This window comes from Yersinia aldovae 670-83 (assembly GCF_000834395.1).
In the GTDB taxonomy this organism is placed as follows: Bacteria; Pseudomonadota; Gammaproteobacteria; order Enterobacterales; family Enterobacteriaceae; genus Yersinia; species Yersinia aldovae.
In genome coordinates, this window is record NZ_CP009781.1 from 3034473 (window position 1) to 3053983 (window position 19511).

Consider the following 19511-nt stretch of genomic DNA (forward strand, 5'->3'; position numbering starts at 1 on the left):
ACTCTTAATCGCTTGAATGAGCGCGCTTATTCCTTTACTTCGATTTCTGCATCTGGCGCGTAAATCTCATTTACTTTTTTGGCAATGGCTGCGGCCATACCGGGGCGTTGCAGCAGTTCGGCGAGATTGTCGCGGGACTCCGGCACTACGATGCGTTTTAGGTAGGTACTGATCGCGCCGATAATATTTTCATCACGCGCCGACTCATTCAGGCACTTGTTATACGCAACCAGGGTCGGGGCAAATTGCACCGTAATACCTTTCACTTCCAGAGTGATTACGTCTTTGGTTTCTTTGCTCATTGTTCAGTCCTTAGTATTGGGTTGTTAATATTCTTAGTGTGTTGTTTTTATCGTGCCGCTTTAGTTCATTAGCTGGGCGGCGTACTCAATCAGCCAGACTTTAGGGGCAAGCCACAGTTGCAGGGCGTCGCCGATGTTTGATGTCAGGCCGACGAACATGGCAGGCCCCACCATCCCCGAAAAGACTAATAAGGAAATGGCGGAAATACTGTTCTTGTCGGCTGACATCAGTGCCAGACCTTTTTTAAAGGCGAAAAAACAGGCAATCCACAAGAGAAGAAATACGGTACTACGCAAGCTGTAAGACACTGCTTTCCAAACCATCAGTTGATGGATCGCCTCTGGGAGTTGTGCTTTGCTGAAATCAATAGCCGAATCCATACCGCTGGCCGCGCGATTAATCAGGTTAATCAGTACGTCGTTTGCTTTATCGTTCATTCTGAAAATCTCGCCGTTGTTTTATTTCGTTTATCAATTGGTTGTGTCGTGCTGCGCAATCTGGGTATATCTTTTGGTACTGCCCTAACGTGTCGCTAAAATCGGTGCCGGTGTTACCGGCCAGGCGTGGCAAGGTTACCGGGCAAGGGGTTAATAAGTTTTCCTGATAGGGTACGTTCGGCGCGTTCCGCACTGGCGTTGAACAACCGGACGTAATCATCAGTAGCGCAAACAGTGCTAAATACCGGTTTAATAATCTCAGTCCTGATAAGTCGCTCGGTATGCACTTCATTGGCTTTTAACTCCGTTAATTTGTCCTCAAGCTGGCGCGCTGAGGTGCCGGCGATATCTTCCACTTGTACGCGGTTGGCCTCGGCTACCTGGCTAATTGCCAGGTCGATTTTTGCCTGACTTTCGCCGTGCATCGCCCAGCCCAGCAACCAGGCCACTATCAGGGGTAATACCGCCGGCAGCAGTTCGCGCATCACTTCACCCCGTTGTGTTCCAGGCTAAAATGGTTGCCGTCTGGATTGGACTTAAAACGCCCGCCCCAAGCGCCACCGATTGATTCCCAATATTCACCCAAGGGTTTATAAGCCTCGGTACGGGTCTGGTACTGGCCGTTAATAAACAGATTGAAATCCACCGCCAGGCGTTGCGTGTGCAGGCTATTAGTAATGCCTTTGCCGTTCCTGGCGTTTAGCGCGGCCTGCTCCGGGGTGCGGTAGGCTTCGCCAAAGGTCAGGCGGTAGTTGTGGTTGCCCGCCCAATTAATGAGCTGGGCGATCATTAAAGTAAATACCGCCTGTTTTTCGCTTAATGTCATGATTCCCCATCCTTTTTATGTACGCCTAAATAGCGTTTCATTAGCATTTTGAGTGCCAACTCAATGGCGCTGGAACCCGCAATGCCCAGGGCGGCAGCAATAGCGACCAACTCCAGTTCGCCCAGGCCCGGCGTGTGAATGATTGCCAGGCCCGCCAGCCAGGATGCCGCCGATCCCAATATCGCCCGGCCCAAAATCAGCCGTAGCGTTATCTCTTCGGTGCTGGCTAATAACTTGCCAATCCCGATAACCGCCCCAACAAACCCCAGTAATAACAGGCGACTAATGAGTGATGTTTCTCCGTTTGGCATATGCATCACTCACCCGATCAAGTCACGAACGTCGTCGCTCGATAAAATCGGCGTGCCGTCAATGTGGATAAAATCCGGGCTGGTCACGATGTACTTAAATTTATGCGTGGCCGTCTCGCCGCCTTTCGGGTCAAAACCTAACGGGCTGCTGATAATCAGCTTGCAACCGAATACCTCGACCGTTAACTCCTCATCGCCAGTGTTGGCATAAAACAAAATATCGGTGGTTGGCATCTTGCGGTAACTGCCGGCGTCTTTGGCGGCAGCACTGAGTTTTTTAAAGTTCTTGGTATCAACTTCCATTTCCCCCTCGGCAGAGACATCACCCGATACATAGCCATCAGGAATACCGCGTGATTGTGTGGCGGCGGTGTTATCGGTGATATCCACTGAAACGGTTTTGACGTGGATAATTTGCGTACCCAGGGTAATGTCGATTGAGTTACCGCCAATGCGTGCAGTCGTCATGATTAATTCTCCGAAACGGCGGTAATGGATTGGTCTAGCATGATCCCAATCTGAATGGTTTTAGCGCTGCCATATGGCCGCACAACCAGGTAAATGCTCACGGTTTCGATATCCGACCAGGTAATCACCACATCGCCGGATTGCGGGGATTTCACTTCGCCAGGGAACATCACGCCGTTAATCTGCGAGCTGTGAGACATACCGCGCATGGTGCGGGCGAAAAAGGTCTGGTGTGCCGCAATACTGGCCGGGGTGCTGTTCATCGAACGGTCGGCAATTTTGCTGATGGCCTGAATACGCACCCGGCGCGCAACTTTGTCGGCAATGCGCAGATTTTCAATGATTTGGTAATCACCGCCGACCACATCCAAGGTGCGGCCATCTGACCAGTACATGCCCTCGTAATCGGGATACCACATCGGCACCGAATAACGCAGGTCGTGCATGGCGCGCAAATGCGCCAGAGTGACTTCCACCCCGTTGCTATCAACCGGCATTTCGGCGCTATCAATTCCCAGCCCAATCAATGCACCGGTTTTCACCCGCGCCGGACTGTCGGCTACGGTCACGCTGCGATGACATAAGCGCCCCGCCAGCACGCCGGCTTCATTGCCCCACAAAGCCGGCACCAGTTGCACCGATTCGGCAGCAATGCCGGTTTCCAGTTCAGCAAGAAATGCCTGGTACGCTGACCACGACATTGCAACAGGCAGCGCCACCGGCCCGGAAACAGTCAGCATTGACCACACCCAGCGACCGTATTTATTGGTCAGTTCGGCGCGCAAGGCAGCATATAAGTTAATTTTGGTGCGGCCGTCGGCCACGGTAGTGATCGGGATGGTGCAGATAACCCCCTCAACAGAAATCATCTGTTGAGCGCTGAGAATTGCCAGCATATCGTCGCCTGGCTGCGCATCAGCCGCCAATACCAACGCATAGGCTTGCCAGTTCTGACCGCCATTGCGCTGTGCGGCGCGCACGTTCTCACGTAATGCCGTATCAGCATCAGCCAGCACCAGCGTGATATCAGATTGTGAATCCAGCGCGATCAAGTCGCCGGGGATTTCAGAATCAGCGGCAGCGCTACCGATAAATAAAACGGTACGTTCTACCTCGTTAATCTTGCCCTGGCGCTGGTTAAGCTGGTTTATCGTAATTGTGGGCCATGTCATTTTTTTACCTTCCCCTTAATATCTTGCGTCCGGACGCCACCGCCGTAATTGATGGCTTGCATCTGACGCGCCAGCATTTTGTTAAATTCATCATCATTGACTGCCAGCCATTCGCGGCCCGGCAAGGTCACTGTCCAGCTTGTTTTCGCTTTTCGTCCCTCCAGACTGCGGATAATGGCCCCGGCTTTATCCCGACTCAGTGAATCCATGATTTCACTCACCGACGGGCTGCGCGGTGCAGTCTTGGGAAAAACGGTGTAACCCAAATCCAGTAACCGTTTAGCCTGGCGCAGTGTCGCGCCGGCCTCGCTGCTCTTTCGTTTCTTTGCCTGGTCAGCGGTGATCGTGGTGGTAAAGCCTGATTGCTGCATGTTCCCGACCACGCCCGGCGAGGTTTTTTTGGTGCCGCGCAAATAAATTTTTGCGGAGTCAGTAGCGGGTAATTCGCTGATTTCCATCATTTTTGGCAATCCCCGCATCATTTTCCCTTTGAAACCGTTCTGGCGTTTGGGCCATTTGACGCCCTCGGCGTTGGCCTGTTGCTTTTGGTGACGACGGGCAGCGGGCATCACGCCTAATTTCAACAGCCGCCACAGCAGGCGCTTACGTTTATTGGGCGGCAGTTCCAGCGCGGCCAGATCCTTTTTAAGCGCCTCCCACTGGGCGCGATTGAGCGTAAAGTCAGCTTGCATCACTCTCACCGGTTGGGTGGGTCGGTGCGGTGGCTCCGTTTGCGCCGACAATCCAGCCGGCTGTCGCGGTGTTGACGGTGGGCGGTGCCACCCGGTAACGCTTACCCTCTAGCGGGACAATGCCCTCCTGCTCGCTTTCGATCAGAATGATGTCGTCAGCCAGTGTTACCGTGATAAATAAGGTGGCGTTGTCGTTATCTGTCAGTTGCAAAATGACGTCAGGCGGCGGTAATTCATCGCGGTGGTAATGTTCGTTGGCATGTTTAGCCAACCACACCATGACCAGGGCAAATAAAGTGTCCGGGTCATACTGGCGATAAGGCCAGCGCTCCCAGGCTAAGGTCGCCTGATATTGGCGTATTGCTATCCGGCGCTGACCAAGCCCCCATGCCTTGGCTGCGTGAATGATTTCAATATTTTCCATCCAGGCGTCGGCTCCGGTGGTTTTCATCAGCCGTTCCGGCAAATTGCTACTGACAAAATCAAACAACTTATCAAGCTGAGTCATACCAAATGCACTCCCACGCGGCCCCGACCTTTGATGCAGCGTAATACCACTGCGGCCTCGGCCAGTAATGACGCTTTAGTCTGCGGCGCGTCCTGATTGGTGTTGTCCTCGCGCCGGCTGACGGCGGCAAACTCCCCCATCAGATCAGCTTTTGTTCGGGCATAAACTGCTTTTTTATATTGGGCGGTCAGCACGTTGTCGCCCTCCATCGTCGGGCCAGGTACCGCGCTGGCCGTCATATAGCCCCTACTTTTTTGCTGCGTGGTAACGCTGGCTAACGAGGTGTTAATCTCGGCAACGGCGGCAAGCAGGGCTTGCACCACGGTTTTTTCGTCAATGGTGGGCGGTATGCTGCGCTGACGCTGGAACTCATCCAGTGCCAGGTCAGGCCAAAAACCGTCATTGGTTAACGTGGCTTTCTGAAAACCGTTATCACCGGGTCGAAACATAAAAACCTCTCGTTATGGGGTGCGGGCTGACAAGTTTCCACGGCCCGTAAGACGCAAAGCGCTACGGCCTCCACTTCGCCCGCCCCGGCTGGCCGGGTGTCGGTACTGCCCCGCGACATGGTCAGGGGGCGGTGTTCACAATTAAAAGGTTACTCTTCGACTGCGGCACCTTTTGGCGGGTCGATGGGGGCATAGACCGGGCAACCAGGATGACAAACATCTTCCACCGCTTCTAAATCGCTTTCATAAAACCAGTCATTTACTGCCCGACCGTCTGCGGCCTTGTAGTAAATGTAATATTGGTTCTCAGTTACCGAGGACTCAGCGCGGCTTTTCACCTCACCCCACTCATTGCTGATTCTTGGGGTGACTAGTTGATTCAGCTCAAATTTAAATTTCATTTTTATTACCTTTTGATTGGTCAGGTTCCGCCATTTCAGCGGCTTGCTTTATCAGGGCGCGAATGCGTGATGCAATGCGTTTACGCAGTGTTTCCACTCCGATTTTTTTATGGAAACCCTCGGCCTGGGCCAGCAATTCATTGGCCCGGATCAAGGTCGGAATATCACTGATTGCCGCAGCAATGGGTTTACCGCCTTTGTCCCGCAGTAAAAACTCACCGGCGAACTTGAACCATTTGGCGGTGTGCCTTTCGTTTAAGCGCCAGTTCTCCCGCACGTTGGTAAACGTGCGGGAAAAATACGGCTCAATACTGCGGCCCGACTGTGATTCCCCCTCGGCCCAATCCAAAATGAAATCAGCCACAAAGGCCGGGAATTTGGACTTGATCTTGTCCGGTGTTGCCTGGCTCTGAGTAATGGCGATATCGGCCCAATCCAGCGCCTTATCGATATCGCCGGTATCAAACAGCCAGACCACGCAATAACCGAAAACAGGGTATTGATAGACCTTGCCAGCGTTGAGATAGCGCTCGGCATACGGAAGCCATTTCGGTAATAACTCCCGCGCCTTGAGTTCTATCTTGTCGGCAATGCGGGTTAATGCCCCCAGGCGTTTAACGTCTTTTTCCAGGCTGAGTAATTGCAAGTGCAGACTTTCGCCCGCGCCTGACTCGGCCTCTTCCGGGGTGATGTATTGCACTTTTGCTCTGGCTAATGCCTGCGCCCGAAAACGTAGTGGGTTAAACGCCATAAGGTTCCCTCCGCTTAAACCTGGGTGTTATCCAGATTCGGTGCGCCATCTTCGGGAGCACCAGGGATCAAGCCCTCCAACATTGCGGTATTAATATCTTTTTCCGCTTCGATGGTGATGGCTGATTCGTCAATTGCGCCGTACAACATTGGATGCCCCAACGCATAACCAGAGTTACGCCACCAGGCATTTTCAAAGCCCAGGCGGTCTTGCACATGTTCCGCGCGGCGGTATTGGTGATTACGTTGGTTATAGTTGTGCAAGTTTGCCAGGGTGGTAACGGCCATGCGTTTACCCGGCAGGAACGGTGCAACATAGACACGGCGACCGGTGACGGTATTTGCCAGCATTTGGGCGGCAATATTTTCGGTCGGCTTGCCCGCTTCCTGGAACAAACGGAATTGCTCGGCGGCAATCAGGTCTGAACCGATCAACAACACCAAATCCGGCTCATTCTGGAACTGGCTGGGAATGGTGGTACTGATTAGCCAGGAGGCCAGCGCATCCAGCGTTTTAAAGATACCGTTTGCACCGATGGTCAATTCACCGTCACCGGGATTAATCACGCGCTGGGTAAAGCCCGGAATGCGGTCTTGTTCTGGTGTGGCTGGGTTCTCATGCAAGGTGTCGAAATTCTTCGCGATTTGATGCCAACCAATATTGACATCCTCCCCGTTCGGGTTCGCCACGCCATCAGTTTCCAGCGCCGCACTGGTACCATTAAAGCCAACACGTAGGATATCGTTGGCAAAAGTACGCAGGGTAAATTCAGCCACTAACTGGATAAATTCATCATCGGTGGTACCTGAATGAATCCAGTTAGACAGCGTTTCCCACGGCAGACGGGCGCAAGAGTCCGTCGGATACAACTGATAAACGTTGCCAGACAGGCCGACATTTTTAGTGAATCGCCCCTCAACACGGCGACCGGTAAACAGGCCCGGATTACCGACATCAATCACCTGGCCGCGAATCTGGTCAACATCGCGCGTAGTAATCAGTGGCAGGAACCAATTTTGCTCCATCAACGCCAGGCGCAAGGCGGTTTCCTGCGGCGCACTGATGCTGAACCGTCCAATGCCGTTGGTGCTGATTGGCAGGGTATTAATATTCGAACCGCTGGCCTCACCAATGCGCCGGGCATAGTTTTGCGTCAGTTCATATAACTTATTCATTGGCATAATGAGTGCTCTCGTCTATTTGTCAGTGCGTTTAGCGCAATAACGATTTAATTCTGTCTGTGGCGGTTTAATTAACCGTAAATCAGAAGTTGTAACTCTTACCGCTGGACGCATTAGGGGCGGCATCGGGTAATTTGGTGGTGACTTGCTCAAGTTTGTTGAATTTTTTATCAGCGGCATTAAGTTTGTTTTTAAGTTTGCTGAATTCACCACCGGTAACCTCGTCTTTAATTTCGGTAACTTCTTCCTGGACGGTGACCAATTCGGATTTAACTTCGGTCAAGGCTTCCTGAATTTCGGTTACGTCCGTATCATTGGCTTGCAGTTCGGTAATAATGACCGCTTGCTCTTCAATGGTTACCGCTTGTTCGTCGACGACATCCTGTAATTCGGCTACCGCTTCGACAATGGTCTGAATATCTTCATCAGAAAACTTGCGACTGGAACTGGAAAATAAACGCGATTTTGGTTTTTCCGGTTTTTTATCACTGCCTTTATCGGCAAGATTAAAAAGACTGCGGAATAATGCTTTCTTTGCTTTGGGGTCTTTGGTCGACATATTTAATTCCTCGGTGTCGGCAACATCACTAATCACTAATGCTTCTAGTGCGCCGTAAAGTTTTCCGTTTTTATTTGCACTAAAGCGCATACGCTCGGTGCCGATGCTGGCCGGGGAGCTGGTGACGCCCAAGCCCTCAAGATAGGGTTTTCCGGTACCGCGAAAATTCAGGGTTTCGGTAGGCTCAATAGAGCAAAAAAGCATTTGCCCGTTGCGGTTGGCATAGAGCAAATCCATACCAGGGCAAAGCCGGGCCTTTAGGCGCATCAAGCCATCTTCTACCTCGGCTTTTAATTCCTGGACTTCACCGCACGCGCCATACCAGCGTTCATGCTCAGGCCAAATCATGGCGGTATAGATTGCGGGGTCGTATGTTTCTGCCATATCGACCAGCCATTCCGCTGAAATTTCCCGACCATCAACAGTCGCGCCCTCAGTCGCTATGCGAATAAAATTCGTTGTCAGTTGTGAACCGGACATAATTGACCTTTTAATTAATCGGTTTGGCGTGGTGATGGTATTAACTTCATTCAGTATTACGGATTGTTTTTATTATTTCATTTATCAAACTTCTTATTCATTCGTAATAAATATGCATTGCGATTTATTGCGGTATTTAGTTGTCATTTTGAATAAATAAAGCCGCCATAATGAGGCATGACCAGAAAATCCAAATATCCAGAAGAATTAATAGGCGTTGCGCGTTCATTATATTTGAAGCGCTGGACAGCCCAAGAGATAGCCGCCGAGTTAAAACTCAATTCGACGCGGATAGTTTACTATTGGGCGGATAAAGGCGGCTGGCGCAGTCTATTAAGTGAGGAAGATTTAGAATCTGTTATTAACCGCCGTGCGGCTGTATTGGTCGATAAGGCCAATAAAAATGATATTGAGTTAAAAGAACTCGATAAATACATTGATATGCACTGCAAGTTAATTGTCAGCCGTCATAAGCACACTGAAAAAATTCACGCCATGAATTTGGAGGCAGCGGCGCGCGGGATATCCGCAACGGGAGCCGGTGGCACCATTGAGGCGATCGCCAACGAGGGCGACGACAGCAGCAAAAAGAAAAGCGGCAAGCGTGGCGGGAAACGAAATAATGTGGCCGGCATTGTGGCGGCTGATTTTGATGAATTTGTTGATGGCCTGTATGACTATCAAATCACACTGCGGGAAGCGAAAAAGCACCGTAACCGGATATGGCTGAAATCACGCCAAATCGGGGCGACCTGGTACGCCGCATTTGAAGCGCTGGAAGATGCCATTTTAACCGGCAACAATCAGGCGTTCTTGTCAGCCTCTCGCCCTCAGTCGCTTATTTTCCGGCGCTATATCATCAAGTTTGCTTTTGAACTGTTCGGCATTGAATTGACCGGCGACCCTATTGTGTTGAGCAATGGCGCGGAGTTGCATTTCCTGTCAACCAACACCAATACCGCCCAGGGCTTTTGTGCCAACGTCTACATAGACGAAATTTTCTGGCAACGCGGATTTAGCGAATTAAAAAGGGTTGCCGGCGCGATAGCCACGCACACCCATTTACGCCGTACTTACATTTCAACACCCAGCGCCAAAACACATCAGGCTTATCCGTTCTGGACAGGTGACGAATGGCGCAAGGGCAAAAAGGCGCGGGAAAAGGTCGAATTCCCAACCTTTGCGCAAATGGAAGCCGGGATTATGTGCCCGGATAACCACTGGCGCTATATCACGACAGTGACAACCGCTGTCGCGGATATGTGGGAAAAAGCCAAAGTCTATGGCGACGCCGCCATTCTTATCGACCTGGACGAGATAGAGGAAGAAAACAGTGAGAGCGCCTTTAACCAGTTGTACATGTGTCAGTTTGTCGATACTGGCGATTGTGTTTTCAAATTCGACCAACTGGAAAAATGCCTCACCAACGTCAGCACCTGGGAAGATCACGACGTCAACGCCATGCGGCCATTCGGTAACCGTGAGGTGTGGGCCGGCTACGACCCCGCCCGCACCGGTGATACCGCCTCGTTTGTTCTGGTCGCACCGCCACAAGTTGACGGGGAGCCGTTCCGGGTACTGCATATCGAAACCTGGCACGGCTTCGCCTTTAAATACCAGGTAGGCCGCATCAAGGAGTACATGACCCGCTACAACATTACCCATATCGGTATTGATACCACCGGCATTGGCGGGCCGGTGTGCGAAATGGTGCAAGACTTTGCACGACGTGAAGTGACCCCGATTCGCTACAGCCAGGAAAGCAAAAACCGCCTGGTGATGAAGATGATCGATGTGGTCGAGCATAAACGCATTGCCTGGGATATTGAGGATAAAGGCATCGCGGCCAGCTTTATGGCAATTCGCCACACCACCACCAAGAGCGGCGGCGGCATGACCTTTGTTGCCGACCGTAGCGCCGACACCGGCCACGCCGACCGATTCTTTGCCATCGCCCACGCGGTGATAAACGAGCCAATTAACAACGAACGCAAGCGGAAATCCGGCTGGGCGGGACGTCTGACAGGAAAAAATAATGAGCAAACGCAAACAGCGCTACAGCGCCAGGCAGCAAAAATCCCATGTGCCAGCCATGCCGGCACGGCGTGGCACATTCAGTATCGTCACCACCGATACCCCCATGCCGATATTGACGCAGGGAACGCAGTATCACGAAATTTGGTACGACTCGACCGCCGACCACTGGCGGCAACCCATCGACCGGCTGGCCCTGGCGCAACTTGCCAACATGTGCGGGCAGCATGGCGGGGTGCTGTATGCGCGGAAAAATATGGTGGTGAGCGATTATGCCGGCGGTGGTCTGAGCCTGGGCGAAATGGGCCAGGCGGCTTATGATTATTTGCTGTTTGGTGATATCGCTATATTGAAAGTGCGTAACGGTTGGGGGGATGTGGTGGATTTGGTGCCGTTGCCGGCGCTGTATGTCCGACGCCGCAAGGATGGGGATTTTTCGGTCTTGCAGAAAGGCCCGCCGCTTATTTACCCGGCGCGTGATGTGATTTTTTTGCGCCAGTACGACCCACAACAGCAGGTTTATGGCTTGCCGGATTATATCGGCGGGATGCATAGCGCGTTACTGAATACCGAGGCGACCATATTCCGGCGGCGCTATTACCATAACGGCGCGCATACCGGCGGGATTATCTATACCACCGACCCCAATTTAAGCGACGAAATGGAAGAGGATATCGCGAAAAAAATTGAGGAATCCAAAGGGGTGGGCAACTTCAAAATGATGTTTATCAATATCGCGGACGGTGGCGAAAAAGGAGTGCAATTTATCCCGATTGGTGACGCCGGTGTGAAAGATGAATTCGCCAATATTAAAAGTATCAGTGCGCAAGATGTTTTGACCGCGCACCGCTTCCCTTCCGGCCTGGCCGGTATCATTCCGACTAACGGGGCGGTGATGGCCAGCCCGGAAACTGCGCGCGATACCTATCGAAAAGATGAGGTGATCCCGCTGCAACGGATGTTCGCCAGTGCGGTGAATCACGATCCCGACATTCCCCCTCATTTGCACCTGCAATTTAAGGGGCTAAACAGTAACAGCTTGCCACTGACCAAACCGGCTGATAATGAGATTGTTATCCCGCCCGGCGATGGAGCGTAACGGATGAGAAATAAGCGGCAAAAAGTGCTAAAATCATCTCAAGATGGCGGTTTTTCGGGGGATGGTATGGCGACAATCAAGGTTTTTTGTACTGCGTGTGGTGCGCGGATGCATAACCGCAAATCAGTATGGCAAGCGCCCCAGCTTGCAAACCTGTATTACACCTGTACCAATGTGGAATGTAGCGAAACCAGCGTTTATGAATTAACCCGTTCACATACCGTTAGCCCTAGCGGCCTGGGCGATAAGGGGTTGATTAAGGCACTGTTGGAAAGGCTGCGGCCAGATGAAAAACAGATTGCCCTGGATTGGTTGCAAGGTCAGCCAGGATAAGAGAAACCCGCCGAACGGCGGGTTTTTTGTTTGAGAAATAGCGTTACTGTTCCATAATTAAACATGTCTTTATGTATTATCTATCGAGGGTATTATTTTGAACTCGGAAATAAATTTCGTAGACGAATTAGAAGAAAATATTGATATAGAATTACCTGATGGTAAAACCATAGATGGTGAGCTTAAAATAAGTAGTGACCGCTTCCCATCAATCGACTCTGGTTCCTACTTTCTCAAAAGAAGTGATTTGTTACCATCTAAAAAGAATGGCTTGGGATTTATAAAGTGCGCATCTAAAAAAAACATTTACCATTGCTATGGTGATGAAATTTGGATGAACATTTTCAATCCCAAGTATATAGTTCAAATAGATCATGATGCTACTTTCTCAGGTATTGAAGTTGCTTTGACTGGAGTATCCGCATGGCTTAATGATGGGTTAGGTTGTACCTGTTTAGAAAATGAAGTAAGTAAAAAATTCCCAACAAATAAAATATATGAAAAAATCACCATCAATGAACAAAAATTCATTGTTACTAGCGAACATTATTATAGTACAAAAACCGAAGGCACTATAACAACAATAAAAGAATATCAAACGATAAAAATAGTTAAGCAAAACGGAAGTTTGACATTAAAAGAATTAGACAATTTAGCCTGCGATATTAAAATAATATTTTCTTTGTTATTAGTGGGGGAACTATCTTTTAAGTCCATAAAATTAATTGAGGCGAACACATCAAAATCGTTCCCTTTTTACTTTCTTGAACTGTCCTCAAAAAAAGAACCTTTCAGTAGTAACAGATACTGTTTTACTTCAGCAAGTGAATTATTCAATAATAATTGTTGGAAAGGAATTTTTCATGGCTATTTTTGTAGAAAAAACAAATATAATCGTGAAAATATTTGGCCTAGAATTGTTAATATGTTCTCTTATGATGGTTTTTGGGAATATGATATATTGGGAGTTGTCAGTATTCTTGACGCCTACAGTCAAAAAATTTACGGCAGAAAAAAATATATTAACTTCACTGAATGCCCTGAGATTAAGGCCAAGTTAGAACCAATAATAGAAAAACTAAAAAATGATTCCAGCCATGACAAAGCAGCACTTGAACTTCTTGATAGAATATCTGAAACAATAAAAGAGACAAAAAGAGATGTTACATTAACTGATAGAGTTCAGAATTACTTTTCCACTCTTGATGAGTCAATCATCAAAATATTAAATTTTACTGATGATGAATTTGACTTGATAAAAAAAGTAAGAAACTGTGCGGCTCACGGCTCTGTTATAAATGACAAATTAAAAGGAAAAATACAAATAGTTTTTTCAGTAAGGGATAAAATTCTTATCTTTCTCATTTACTCAGCCTATATAGAATTAGGATTCGCCCCCCTTGATTTTTATAATTTCTTGAAAAAAACAATGAATAAAATAAAAAACTCCCTTGATATAAACACCTACGAACTAGATAAAGTAACTGATAGTGCGAAATTTATCGGTCTTGATAAGGTTGAATTTGAAAAATTTAAAAACAAATCATCTGGAAAAATGATAACAATAAATCTAGCATGCGAGTATCTAAAAGAAAATAGTAATTATATATATAACAATTATATTAACGACTCACTTTTACCTAAACGATATCTCAATCACAATGACCGAAGATTCCCCACAATTGAAAGCTATCTAAGTAATGCTATGGAATCATTTGATAAATATGAACTAGAAGTAATCCCTAAAGCATACTTAGAATATGGTGATGAACACATTGAAATACACTATTTAGTTTTAATTTCTTTAAAAGGAGAACAACCTAATGGTAAATAATAAATTTAATTACCATCAAACGACTTAATTAACTTCACTTCCCCCTGCTGCCAGCGTTCCTGGTCAAGTCGGGCGGTCATTTTGTTGGGTAGTACTAGATTGCCGCCCCTGGCTAACACGCTGATTTGCCACTTTTCCAATATCCAGCCGCTACGTTGTATGGCCTGGTCGATTTTCTGGCACATTTCCACCATTGAGGCGCTGATAGGCTGCGCCTCAATTTTTTTCGGTGGTTTTTTGGCGTCTTCCCGTAGTCGGTTACGGAGTTCTCGCCGCTGGGTGTAGGTGAAACTGTCAAAATTATTAAAATCTGGCGCTGGCGTTGTCCGTTTTTTACGCTGCTTTGGGGCTGCGTCGTCGGGGGTGGGGACAGTTATTGCCACGAGTCCGAGGGGCGATACTGCCGCCCCAATGTCAAAATCAAAACCAACGTCAACCCCAACGGCCACCTGAGTGGCCTTGGTTTGGCTGTCGTCGCTATCAGTTTTGCGTACCATCTTCCAGTTATCGCTATGGATACAAACGCGTGAGCGCTCGCCCAGGCTGGGCGACCAGATGCCAAAAATTTTGGTGCCGTGCTCGCCGTAGTCATTAGGGGTTTCGGATTCAATGTAAGCGGTGCGAATAAGGTGGTTTTGGCGCGGTTCCAGCACCCCACCCTGTTTGAGGATGTACGTTGCCATGCAGCCGGCATCTGCTGCGGCTAACACATCATCCATATCTTTATTAGCCAGCACTTTTTTCCATAACCAAACTTTACTTAAGCCGGTTTCGTCCTTGGTTGTGGCTGCTGCTTCCATCTTGATGGCTTTTGCTTCGGCCTTGCGTCGGAGTTGGCCGGCCAACATGCGTAATTCTCGGTAAACCTGGCGGGAGGGAATGCCAAAAAAGCGGAATTGCTGGACGCCGTGAAGTGAGGCCCAGGCAACCGCCCTTTCGGTGTCTTCGCCCAAGAGTTGCCCGGTTTCTTTACTGACGATCGGCTTACCGGTCGCTTTGTCCAACTTCCCTTTAAGGTTGCTGCCGCGCACGTTCTTACCCAGGTACTTGGTTAAGTAACTGGTGATAGTACCTTTGCTTTTGAGTACCGGCTTTACATCAAAACGGGGTTTAATATTCCGCCCTAACTCTTGACGGTCTTCGCGGATCGCAAAATCCCGCATCACTTGGGTGATGGCGGCGCGGTGTTGTTTTTCCATGATGCACATTAAATGCCAGTGGACGGTGCCATCATGATGGGGTTCAGCAATACGGACGCCGTACCAACGCAAACCTAGCCGGTTGAGTTTTTTCCTGATGCCTGCGAAAAGGTTGACCAGATAATCACTGCTTTCCTTGATGGTTTTTGTGCTCCATTTCGGGTTAGGTCTGCCATCTTTAAGCGTGGCGTGATACTTCGACGGGCAGGTGATGGTGTAAAACATCGCCTTATCTCCGCGCATTTCTGCCAGATTTTCTAAGCCCTTACAGGTGGTCATCATTTCGATATAGCGTAGATGCGGATTACTGGCGCTGGCGTTAACCACCTCTTCCATATCCATGACAAAACCGCTGTCATTAACCAGCTCATGAGCACGGATAAACTCAGTAGAACGCCGCCACTGTTCGCGCTGATAAACAAGCGCTTCCTGACTGATGTAAGGGGATGCTTTCTTGTGAACCAGCATGGCCGCGCGCATTTGCTCCTCTCGCCACTGACAACGTAAGCGCCATAAGCGGCCTTTCCACCAAGTTGCACAGCGTAAACGCGCCAAGGCTCCGGGGATCAGGTCGTAAGGTATTTCACCTCTACGGCGTAATTTATCGTTGAGCGCATCCCAGTTTGGCGGGGTGATCGAGAGCTTCCGGGCTTCGTTGGCGACGGCGTGATAGAGGCGTAATATCTGGTCTGGCGTGGCATTTTCAGCCGGTAGGGTTGTCATTTGGCTATCGAGCAACATATCCATGTGGGCTGCGGTCATGGTTGCCAGGGTGGTGACTTCTCTTTTATTGAGTTCGGCCAGATGTAACAGGCCGTCCAAACCCTCGCGGCTGGCAATATGTCGCATTGCGGCGCTTTGTTGCTTTCCTCTCATGGCGTCCAGGCGTGACAATGCTTTCTCAATAGTTCCGTTTAAGAATGCATTGGCTCGCTCGTCACACTGTTCCCGGCGTAAGTAATCAATACGTCGCTGTAATGGCTGGCGAATAAATTTAGGCTGGCTGGTGAGATTGGCCTGAATCTCTAACGCGGGGTTGCTGCGTTCAGCTTTTTTTGATTCAACCAGGCGCGCTAAAAAGAGTGTTTTCCTGTCCTCTGCCTCTTCAAAATATTCAATCCACCGCTGACGTTTTCCTCTGGCCTTGCGTTCGTCCTCGGTCAACATAGCGTCAGTGGCCGCTTGCAGGTCTTGGCGGTAGGCATCAATGACCCGCGCCAGTGGGCTGGCTTTGGGGAAGCATTCAATATCCAGCAGTGGGTTTATGCTGGCGTTGGGTTTATTCCAAGAGTAAACCCCGGTAAACGTTTCATCGTTTCCGGGGCGTGGCTGTGGTGGTTGAAATCGACTGCGCTTGTTGGTCATTGCGGGAGTGAGCTACCGGGGGTGGGCGTTCGGCGCGTCCGGTAATATACAATTCCGTATACGGCACTCACTGGCATTTCCATTTTTCCAGCGATAACCCTCGGCTTTACCCCCTCTTCGTAAAGCGCACGGCATAATTCCACGTCATGATCGCTGTGCCTGGCATTTCGATTGCATTCGCCAATGTTTGATGGGTTTACACCCTCGGCGTTTGCTCTTACACGAATGGCGGTTAATGTCCGGCCCAAGTGCTCGGCAATGTCTTGATATCGGGTGGTGATTACTGCTTCACGCAAATAAGCCACCTCATCCGGTGACCAGGGCTGGCCGTGACGATTTGGGGTAGTCATAGCCGCCCCCTTAAAATGGGATTTCATCGCACGGATCAAAAAATGAAAGCATGACTAAATTCGGGGAAACGAAATCACATTGAGTAATATCTGAAATTTCCACCACAATCTTTCGGCCTGTATATTCATCAGTACCACCGTCCCATTCAGCCAAAAGTAAATAATCACCAATCGCAAAGTCTCGGTCATTAGTGCGTAGTTCGGCTTTTTTCTTTCCCTCAATAACCACTTGGAAATATTCAGGCAGTATTTTTAATTGATGGGTTTTAGGTGATACTGCCTCCTGAAATGCCTGTGCAATACGTGTAGCCTCTTTGCGGTCAGATTCTGTTTTATGTATTGCCCTGATTGCTAGCTCAGTCGTTTTATCATGGCCCTCTTTACAGATGTTCTTACCGGCATCCGTACCCATGAGCGCAAAAATTAAAGAATCCCATTTTGGTTCGAATGATGAATTGAATTCTTCTAGATGTTCAACACGCTGTCGTAGCTTGAATGCTTCACTATTTAGGCGGTCTATTTCAATTCCGGCAGCAACTAAATGTTTTCTGACGTGCGCTCTCAATACGATTGCATTCATGCCATCGAGCGCAGCAAGCGGAATGAGACAGTTTGCCGCATGGGTCAAACCTTTAAGTGCACTGATAGTATTAATATGAGTAGCCATTATTTAGCCTCTTTATTTACAGTGGATGAATTAGCAACGGGTTTAATTTCTGAAATCCAATTCACTAAGTTTTTTAATATCCCCTCTTTCGTTATGTCGGTAATGACAAACCCTGCCAACTTGTTTTCTAATCTCTCAAGCAATATCAAACGTTCAGAAAGGCGGGCATTATTAAAATGCTCGACCAGTTCTATGTCGTTTATCTCTTTGGTTAGTTTTATCGGTGCCACAGTCATTGTTATTACCCCGTTTTTAGATAATGGGAATCCCGACGCAGTAAAGCGCCTGTTAATTTCAGGTGGTTATTTAATTACTTTTATTATCTGGCAATGGATCACAATCTATATAGGTGATTCTTTGCGGTAATAAACTGGCTGATGCCCGCCATCTATTGAGTGCATCAACGATATTTCTCTGCTCTTGTGGCAGTAGTTCTTTAAACGCTAATTCATGCCTGGCCCTTGGAATACCGGCCAGATAGTAAATGGCACCTTTCATTTTTGGGTCTGTCTCGCCCATTTCACTAATCAGTGCCGGAATAACTCCCTGGTGTTTTTTATTGGGGAATAAACACCAAATTTCAGCGGTATGCTGTAGACCGTGCTGACGCTCTTTTAATGTCAGCGGTACCGCGCGGGCCTTTTCAGTGTTTGCCATCAATCCCCCTACGCAAATATTCCCATCAGGCGCGCCCACCAACGGGGTTTAGCCCTGGGCTTTGTCATAAATGGAAAGCGACACCCTTTAATAAACTGCACTTCGGCAGCTTTCGGCTGATAAAAACGACCGTCAGGTGTTTCTATCCAGCCGCGCTGATTACGATAGTGTGTCACTTGCTGGCCGTTCGTTAGCACTGCCGCCAGTGACGGGCATTGGTTAGCGGTCATTTGCTTGTCCCTCTGCGTACTCAGAGAATTCCAGCGGTGTTACGCAGTCTTTGAGCCAGTGATTGGCAACTGTGCGAATCTGTTCGGCGTCTTGGCTACCAACATATGAAGCTGCACTGGCGAGATCTAGCAATTGGTTGGCCGCCCAAACAACTTCTGAAACGCCGTTGCGAGCTATCCAGCGAGTCGTGACGAAAGTCTGTCTAAATTTGTACTTCGCCAGCACCTGATTGGCGGCGATTGAAAAAGGCAGTTGCAGGCTCATAAAGTGATCTCTATATAGAGTGATAAGGATAAAACCCTTTCGCAAATCTGTTATTTGAGGGAGGGCTTTATCCCCTCAATACTTCATTGAATGATTCGGGCGGTACCTTGCATGATTTAAATCCGCGAGTCGCATCCCTTAATAATGGGTACACCGTGTTGTCACCCTCGCCAGTGGTCACGGCCAGCGTTGTTAACATGTCCAGGTTAGCGATGGTATTTGCGGTAATGACTCGGCACCCACGGATAAAGCTGAAATTACCGATAAGGCCCTGATTAAGCCTTATGCGGGAAGCCTCCATTTGAAAGTGATGGTTTTGCAGCACGATATTGGCGAGTTGCAGAATCAGTGACTTCTTCATAGTGAGTACCTTATGTCGTGCAGCTCGTCGATGTATTCAATGGCTTGCGCCAGTGCGTCAAACTTGCCGTAAGACTGATCACCCTGGCGAACGTGGTAACGGGTGATGGGGTTTATCTTGTTGCGCTCGATGCAGGTAATTAAAAAACCACGGTAAGAATAGGTGTGGTTGCTAATACGGTTCAGTGCGCAAATAGGAGTGGGCTGGATAAGCTCACGCGCTAAGTTTTCTAATGACTGGTAAGTCATGCTTTTAGCCTTAATGCTTCCTGCGCTTCTTCGTAAGCCTCAAGAAATTCATAAACCATATTTACCTGTCGTTCCCGGCCAGGCTTGTTTTTGGTCAATGTCAGCTTCCCTTCATTGGCTTGCTGTTGGATGGTGCGGACGGTCTGGCCCGTAACTTCTGCATACGCGGACAGGGTTAATTTTGGATAAGGGAGGCAGAAAACTACCGGGCAATCCGGCATTTTTACTATGACTGGCTTGGAACTTCGTGTGCTCATGACTTATCCTCTTTGATCACGTTCGGATTCGTTTGGATTCGTTAAGATTAAGAGTCTTCTTATGTAGACTTCAA

General features: G+C 48.9%; 28 protein-coding genes. 4 read left to right on the forward strand and 24 right to left on the reverse strand.

All coding sequences use genetic code 11. From position 1 onward, the window contains the following. Positions 1-26: 26 nt before the first annotated feature. From AT01_RS13760 to AT01_RS13825, 14 genes are all read right to left on the reverse strand, one after another. A complete protein-coding gene (locus tag AT01_RS13760) occupies positions 27-302 on the reverse strand; it encodes a putative phage tail assembly chaperone (protein WP_025376674.1) in 276 nt (91 codons plus the stop codon). Positions 303-362: 60 nt separating this feature from the next. After that, entirely contained in the window at positions 363-740 is a 378-nt protein-coding gene (locus tag AT01_RS13765) for a hypothetical protein (RefSeq protein ID WP_042547534.1), read from the reverse strand. 113 nt (positions 741-853) lie between these two features. Beyond that, the gene (locus AT01_RS13770) at positions 854-1225 is read right to left on the reverse strand and encodes a hypothetical protein (protein ID WP_042547535.1); all 372 of its coding nucleotides are present in this window, start codon (positions 1223-1225) and stop codon (positions 854-856) included. After that, on the reverse strand, positions 1225-1566 hold the full coding sequence (locus AT01_RS13775; RefSeq protein WP_042547536.1) for a M15 family metallopeptidase: 342 nt from the start codon (positions 1564-1566) through the stop codon (positions 1225-1227). Before AT01_RS13775 ends, AT01_RS13770 begins: the two co-directional genes overlap by 1 nt. Next, positions 1563-1877, reverse strand: a complete 315-nt coding sequence (locus tag AT01_RS13780; RefSeq protein ID WP_042548627.1) for a phage holin family protein — start codon at positions 1875-1877, stop codon at positions 1563-1565. The genes AT01_RS13775 and AT01_RS13780 overlap by 4 nt, the downstream gene beginning before the upstream one ends. 9 nt (positions 1878-1886) lie before the next feature. After that, complete coding sequence (locus AT01_RS13785; RefSeq protein WP_042547537.1) at positions 1887-2345, reverse strand: phage protein; 459 nt, start codon at positions 2343-2345, stop codon at positions 1887-1889. Between the two features lie 2 nt (positions 2346-2347). Beyond that, a complete protein-coding gene (locus AT01_RS13790; RefSeq protein ID WP_042547538.1) occupies positions 2348-3517 on the reverse strand; it encodes a DUF2586 domain-containing protein in 1170 nt (389 codons plus the stop codon). After that, positions 3514-4209, reverse strand: a complete 696-nt coding sequence (locus AT01_RS13795) for a hypothetical protein (protein ID WP_042547539.1) — start codon at positions 4207-4209, stop codon at positions 3514-3516. The genes AT01_RS13790 and AT01_RS13795 overlap by 4 nt, the downstream gene beginning before the upstream one ends. Continuing rightward, positions 4199-4717 carry a phage tail protein gene (locus AT01_RS13800; RefSeq protein WP_042547540.1) on the reverse strand — a complete coding sequence of 173 codons (519 nt, stop codon included), beginning with the start codon at positions 4715-4717 and terminating at the stop codon, positions 4199-4201. The genes AT01_RS13795 and AT01_RS13800 overlap by 11 nt, the downstream gene beginning before the upstream one ends. Further along, a complete protein-coding gene (locus AT01_RS13805; protein ID WP_042547541.1) occupies positions 4714-5166 on the reverse strand; it encodes a head completion/stabilization protein in 453 nt (150 codons plus the stop codon). Before AT01_RS13805 ends, AT01_RS13800 begins: the two co-directional genes overlap by 4 nt. A 149-nt stretch (positions 5167-5315) precedes the next feature. Continuing rightward, positions 5316-5567 carry a hypothetical protein gene (locus tag AT01_RS13810; protein ID WP_042547542.1) on the reverse strand — a complete coding sequence of 84 codons (252 nt, stop codon included), beginning with the start codon at positions 5565-5567 and terminating at the stop codon, positions 5316-5318. After that, positions 5557-6318 (reverse strand): phage terminase small subunit, encoded by a 762-nt coding sequence (gene gpM / locus AT01_RS13815; protein WP_042547543.1) that lies wholly within the window; start codon positions 6316-6318, stop codon positions 5557-5559. Before gpM ends, AT01_RS13810 begins: the two co-directional genes overlap by 11 nt. Before the next feature lie 14 nt (positions 6319-6332). After that, positions 6333-7499 carry a phage major capsid protein, P2 family gene (locus tag AT01_RS13820; RefSeq protein ID WP_042547544.1) on the reverse strand — a complete coding sequence of 389 codons (1167 nt, stop codon included), beginning with the start codon at positions 7497-7499 and terminating at the stop codon, positions 6333-6335. An 82-nt stretch (positions 7500-7581) separates the two neighbouring features. Next, positions 7582-8538: a GPO family capsid scaffolding protein gene (locus AT01_RS13825; protein WP_042547545.1), complete on the reverse strand. Its 957-nt coding sequence runs from the start codon at positions 8536-8538 to the stop codon at positions 7582-7584. Between the two features lie 177 nt (positions 8539-8715). On the opposite strand from AT01_RS13825, the gene AT01_RS13830 reads away from it, so the two are divergent. The 4 genes from AT01_RS13830 (at position 8716) to AT01_RS13845 (ending at position 13838) form a co-directional block, all read left to right on the forward strand. After that, a complete protein-coding gene (locus AT01_RS13830; protein WP_042547546.1) occupies positions 8716-10893 on the forward strand; it encodes a terminase large subunit domain-containing protein in 2178 nt (725 codons plus the stop codon). Further along, positions 10787-11671, forward strand: a complete 885-nt coding sequence (locus AT01_RS13835; protein ID WP_407703505.1) for a phage portal protein — start codon at positions 10787-10789, stop codon at positions 11669-11671. The genes AT01_RS13830 and AT01_RS13835 overlap by 107 nt, the downstream gene beginning before the upstream one ends. Positions 11672-11674: 3 nt before the next feature. Next, the gene (locus AT01_RS13840; protein ID WP_052489971.1) at positions 11675-12004 is read left to right on the forward strand and encodes an ogr/Delta-like zinc finger family protein; all 330 of its coding nucleotides are present in this window, start codon (positions 11675-11677) and stop codon (positions 12002-12004) included. Positions 12005-12101: 97 nt separating this feature from the next. After that, positions 12102-13838: a HEPN domain-containing protein gene (locus AT01_RS13845; RefSeq protein ID WP_042547547.1), complete on the forward strand. Its 1737-nt coding sequence runs from the start codon at positions 12102-12104 to the stop codon at positions 13836-13838. Between the two features lie 5 nt (positions 13839-13843). On the opposite strand, the gene AT01_RS13850 is transcribed toward AT01_RS13845, so the two are convergent. The 10 genes from AT01_RS13850 to AT01_RS13895 all read right to left on the reverse strand — a co-directional run bounded on the left by AT01_RS13850 (position 13844) and on the right by AT01_RS13895 (position 19437). Next, positions 13844-16402 carry a replication endonuclease gene (locus AT01_RS13850; protein ID WP_082039610.1) on the reverse strand — a complete coding sequence of 853 codons (2559 nt, stop codon included), beginning with the start codon at positions 16400-16402 and terminating at the stop codon, positions 13844-13846. Next, a complete protein-coding gene (locus AT01_RS13855) occupies positions 16399-16752 on the reverse strand; it encodes a hypothetical protein (RefSeq protein ID WP_042547548.1) in 354 nt (117 codons plus the stop codon). The genes AT01_RS13850 and AT01_RS13855 overlap by 4 nt, the downstream gene beginning before the upstream one ends. A 10-nt stretch (positions 16753-16762) precedes the next feature. Beyond that, positions 16763-17419, reverse strand: a complete 657-nt coding sequence (locus AT01_RS21355) for a DUF3850 domain-containing protein (protein ID WP_082039611.1) — start codon at positions 17417-17419, stop codon at positions 16763-16765. Further along, a complete protein-coding gene (locus AT01_RS13865; protein ID WP_042547549.1) occupies positions 17419-17655 on the reverse strand; it encodes a hypothetical protein in 237 nt (78 codons plus the stop codon). The genes AT01_RS21355 and AT01_RS13865 overlap by 1 nt, the downstream gene beginning before the upstream one ends. 70 nt (positions 17656-17725) lie before the next feature. Then, the gene (locus AT01_RS13870) at positions 17726-18076 is read right to left on the reverse strand and encodes a DUF5347 family protein (protein ID WP_042547550.1); all 351 of its coding nucleotides are present in this window, start codon (positions 18074-18076) and stop codon (positions 17726-17728) included. 8 nt (positions 18077-18084) lie between these two features. After that, complete coding sequence (locus AT01_RS13875; RefSeq protein ID WP_042547551.1) at positions 18085-18306, reverse strand: phage filamentation protein Fil family protein; 222 nt, start codon at positions 18304-18306, stop codon at positions 18085-18087. Beyond that, positions 18296-18571 (reverse strand): hypothetical protein, encoded by a 276-nt coding sequence (locus AT01_RS13880; RefSeq protein WP_042547552.1) that lies wholly within the window; start codon positions 18569-18571, stop codon positions 18296-18298. Before AT01_RS13880 ends, AT01_RS13875 begins: the two co-directional genes overlap by 11 nt. 67 nt (positions 18572-18638) lie before the next feature. After that, on the reverse strand, positions 18639-18932 hold the full coding sequence (locus AT01_RS13885; protein WP_042547553.1) for a hypothetical protein: 294 nt from the start codon (positions 18930-18932) through the stop codon (positions 18639-18641). Continuing rightward, positions 18929-19180 (reverse strand): hypothetical protein, encoded by a 252-nt coding sequence (locus AT01_RS13890; protein ID WP_082039612.1) that lies wholly within the window; start codon positions 19178-19180, stop codon positions 18929-18931. Before AT01_RS13890 ends, AT01_RS13885 begins: the two co-directional genes overlap by 4 nt. Next, complete coding sequence (locus AT01_RS13895) at positions 19177-19437, reverse strand: hypothetical protein (protein WP_042547554.1); 261 nt, start codon at positions 19435-19437, stop codon at positions 19177-19179. The genes AT01_RS13890 and AT01_RS13895 overlap by 4 nt, the downstream gene beginning before the upstream one ends. Positions 19438-19511: the final 74 nt, after the last annotated feature.

Bases quoted from the DNA above. Each gene is read 5' to 3' on its own strand.
- AT01_RS13760 (WP_025376674.1), bottom strand. From the start codon at position 302: ATGAGCAAAGAAACCAAAGACGTAATCACTCTGGAAGTGAAAGGTATT.
- AT01_RS13765 (WP_042547534.1), bottom strand. From the start codon at position 740: ATGAACGATAAAGCAAACGACGTACTGATTAACCTGATTAATCGCGCG.
- AT01_RS13770 (WP_042547535.1), bottom strand. From the start codon at position 1,225: ATGCGCGAACTGCTGCCGGCGGTATTACCCCTGATAGTGGCCTGGTTG.
- AT01_RS13775 (WP_042547536.1), bottom strand. From the start codon at position 1,566: ATGACATTAAGCGAAAAACAGGCGGTATTTACTTTAATGATCGCCCAG.
- AT01_RS13780 (WP_042548627.1), bottom strand. From the start codon at position 1,877: ATGCCAAACGGAGAAACATCACTCATTAGTCGCCTGTTATTACTGGGG.
- AT01_RS13785 (WP_042547537.1), bottom strand. From the start codon at position 2,345: ATGACGACTGCACGCATTGGCGGTAACTCAATCGACATTACCCTGGGT.
- AT01_RS13790 (WP_042547538.1), bottom strand. From the start codon at position 3,517: ATGACATGGCCCACAATTACGATAAACCAGCTTAACCAGCGCCAGGGC.
- AT01_RS13795 (WP_042547539.1), bottom strand. From the start codon at position 4,209: ATGCAAGCTGACTTTACGCTCAATCGCGCCCAGTGGGAGGCGCTTAAA.
- AT01_RS13800 (WP_042547540.1), bottom strand. From the start codon at position 4,717: ATGACTCAGCTTGATAAGTTGTTTGATTTTGTCAGTAGCAATTTGCCG.
- AT01_RS13805 (WP_042547541.1), bottom strand. From the start codon at position 5,166: ATGTTTCGACCCGGTGATAACGGTTTTCAGAAAGCCACGTTAACCAAT.
- AT01_RS13810 (WP_042547542.1), bottom strand. From the start codon at position 5,567: ATGAAATTTAAATTTGAGCTGAATCAACTAGTCACCCCAAGAATCAGC.
- gpM (WP_042547543.1), bottom strand. From the start codon at position 6,318: ATGGCGTTTAACCCACTACGTTTTCGGGCGCAGGCATTAGCCAGAGCA.
- AT01_RS13820 (WP_042547544.1), bottom strand. From the start codon at position 7,499: ATGCCAATGAATAAGTTATATGAACTGACGCAAAACTATGCCCGGCGC.
- AT01_RS13825 (WP_042547545.1), bottom strand. From the start codon at position 8,538: ATGTCCGGTTCACAACTGACAACGAATTTTATTCGCATAGCGACTGAG.
- AT01_RS13830 (WP_042547546.1), top strand. From the start codon at position 8,716: ATGACCAGAAAATCCAAATATCCAGAAGAATTAATAGGCGTTGCGCGT.
- AT01_RS13835 (WP_407703505.1), top strand. From the start codon at position 10,787: ATGTGCGGGCAGCATGGCGGGGTGCTGTATGCGCGGAAAAATATGGTG.
- AT01_RS13840 (WP_052489971.1), top strand. From the start codon at position 11,675: ATGAGAAATAAGCGGCAAAAAGTGCTAAAATCATCTCAAGATGGCGGT.
- AT01_RS13850 (WP_082039610.1), bottom strand. From the start codon at position 16,402: ATGACCAACAAGCGCAGTCGATTTCAACCACCACAGCCACGCCCCGGA.
- AT01_RS13855 (WP_042547548.1), bottom strand. From the start codon at position 16,752: ATGACTACCCCAAATCGTCACGGCCAGCCCTGGTCACCGGATGAGGTG.
- AT01_RS21355 (WP_082039611.1), bottom strand. From the start codon at position 17,419: ATGGCTACTCATATTAATACTATCAGTGCACTTAAAGGTTTGACCCAT.
- AT01_RS13865 (WP_042547549.1), bottom strand. From the start codon at position 17,655: ATGACTGTGGCACCGATAAAACTAACCAAAGAGATAAACGACATAGAA.
- AT01_RS13870 (WP_042547550.1), bottom strand. From the start codon at position 18,076: ATGGCAAACACTGAAAAGGCCCGCGCGGTACCGCTGACATTAAAAGAG.
- AT01_RS13875 (WP_042547551.1), bottom strand. From the start codon at position 18,306: ATGACCGCTAACCAATGCCCGTCACTGGCGGCAGTGCTAACGAACGGC.
- AT01_RS13880 (WP_042547552.1), bottom strand. From the start codon at position 18,571: ATGAGCCTGCAACTGCCTTTTTCAATCGCCGCCAATCAGGTGCTGGCG.
- AT01_RS13885 (WP_042547553.1), bottom strand. From the start codon at position 18,932: ATGAAGAAGTCACTGATTCTGCAACTCGCCAATATCGTGCTGCAAAAC.
- AT01_RS13890 (WP_082039612.1), bottom strand. From the start codon at position 19,180: ATGACTTACCAGTCATTAGAAAACTTAGCGCGTGAGCTTATCCAGCCC.
- AT01_RS13895 (WP_042547554.1), bottom strand. From the start codon at position 19,437: ATGAGCACACGAAGTTCCAAGCCAGTCATAGTAAAAATGCCGGATTGC.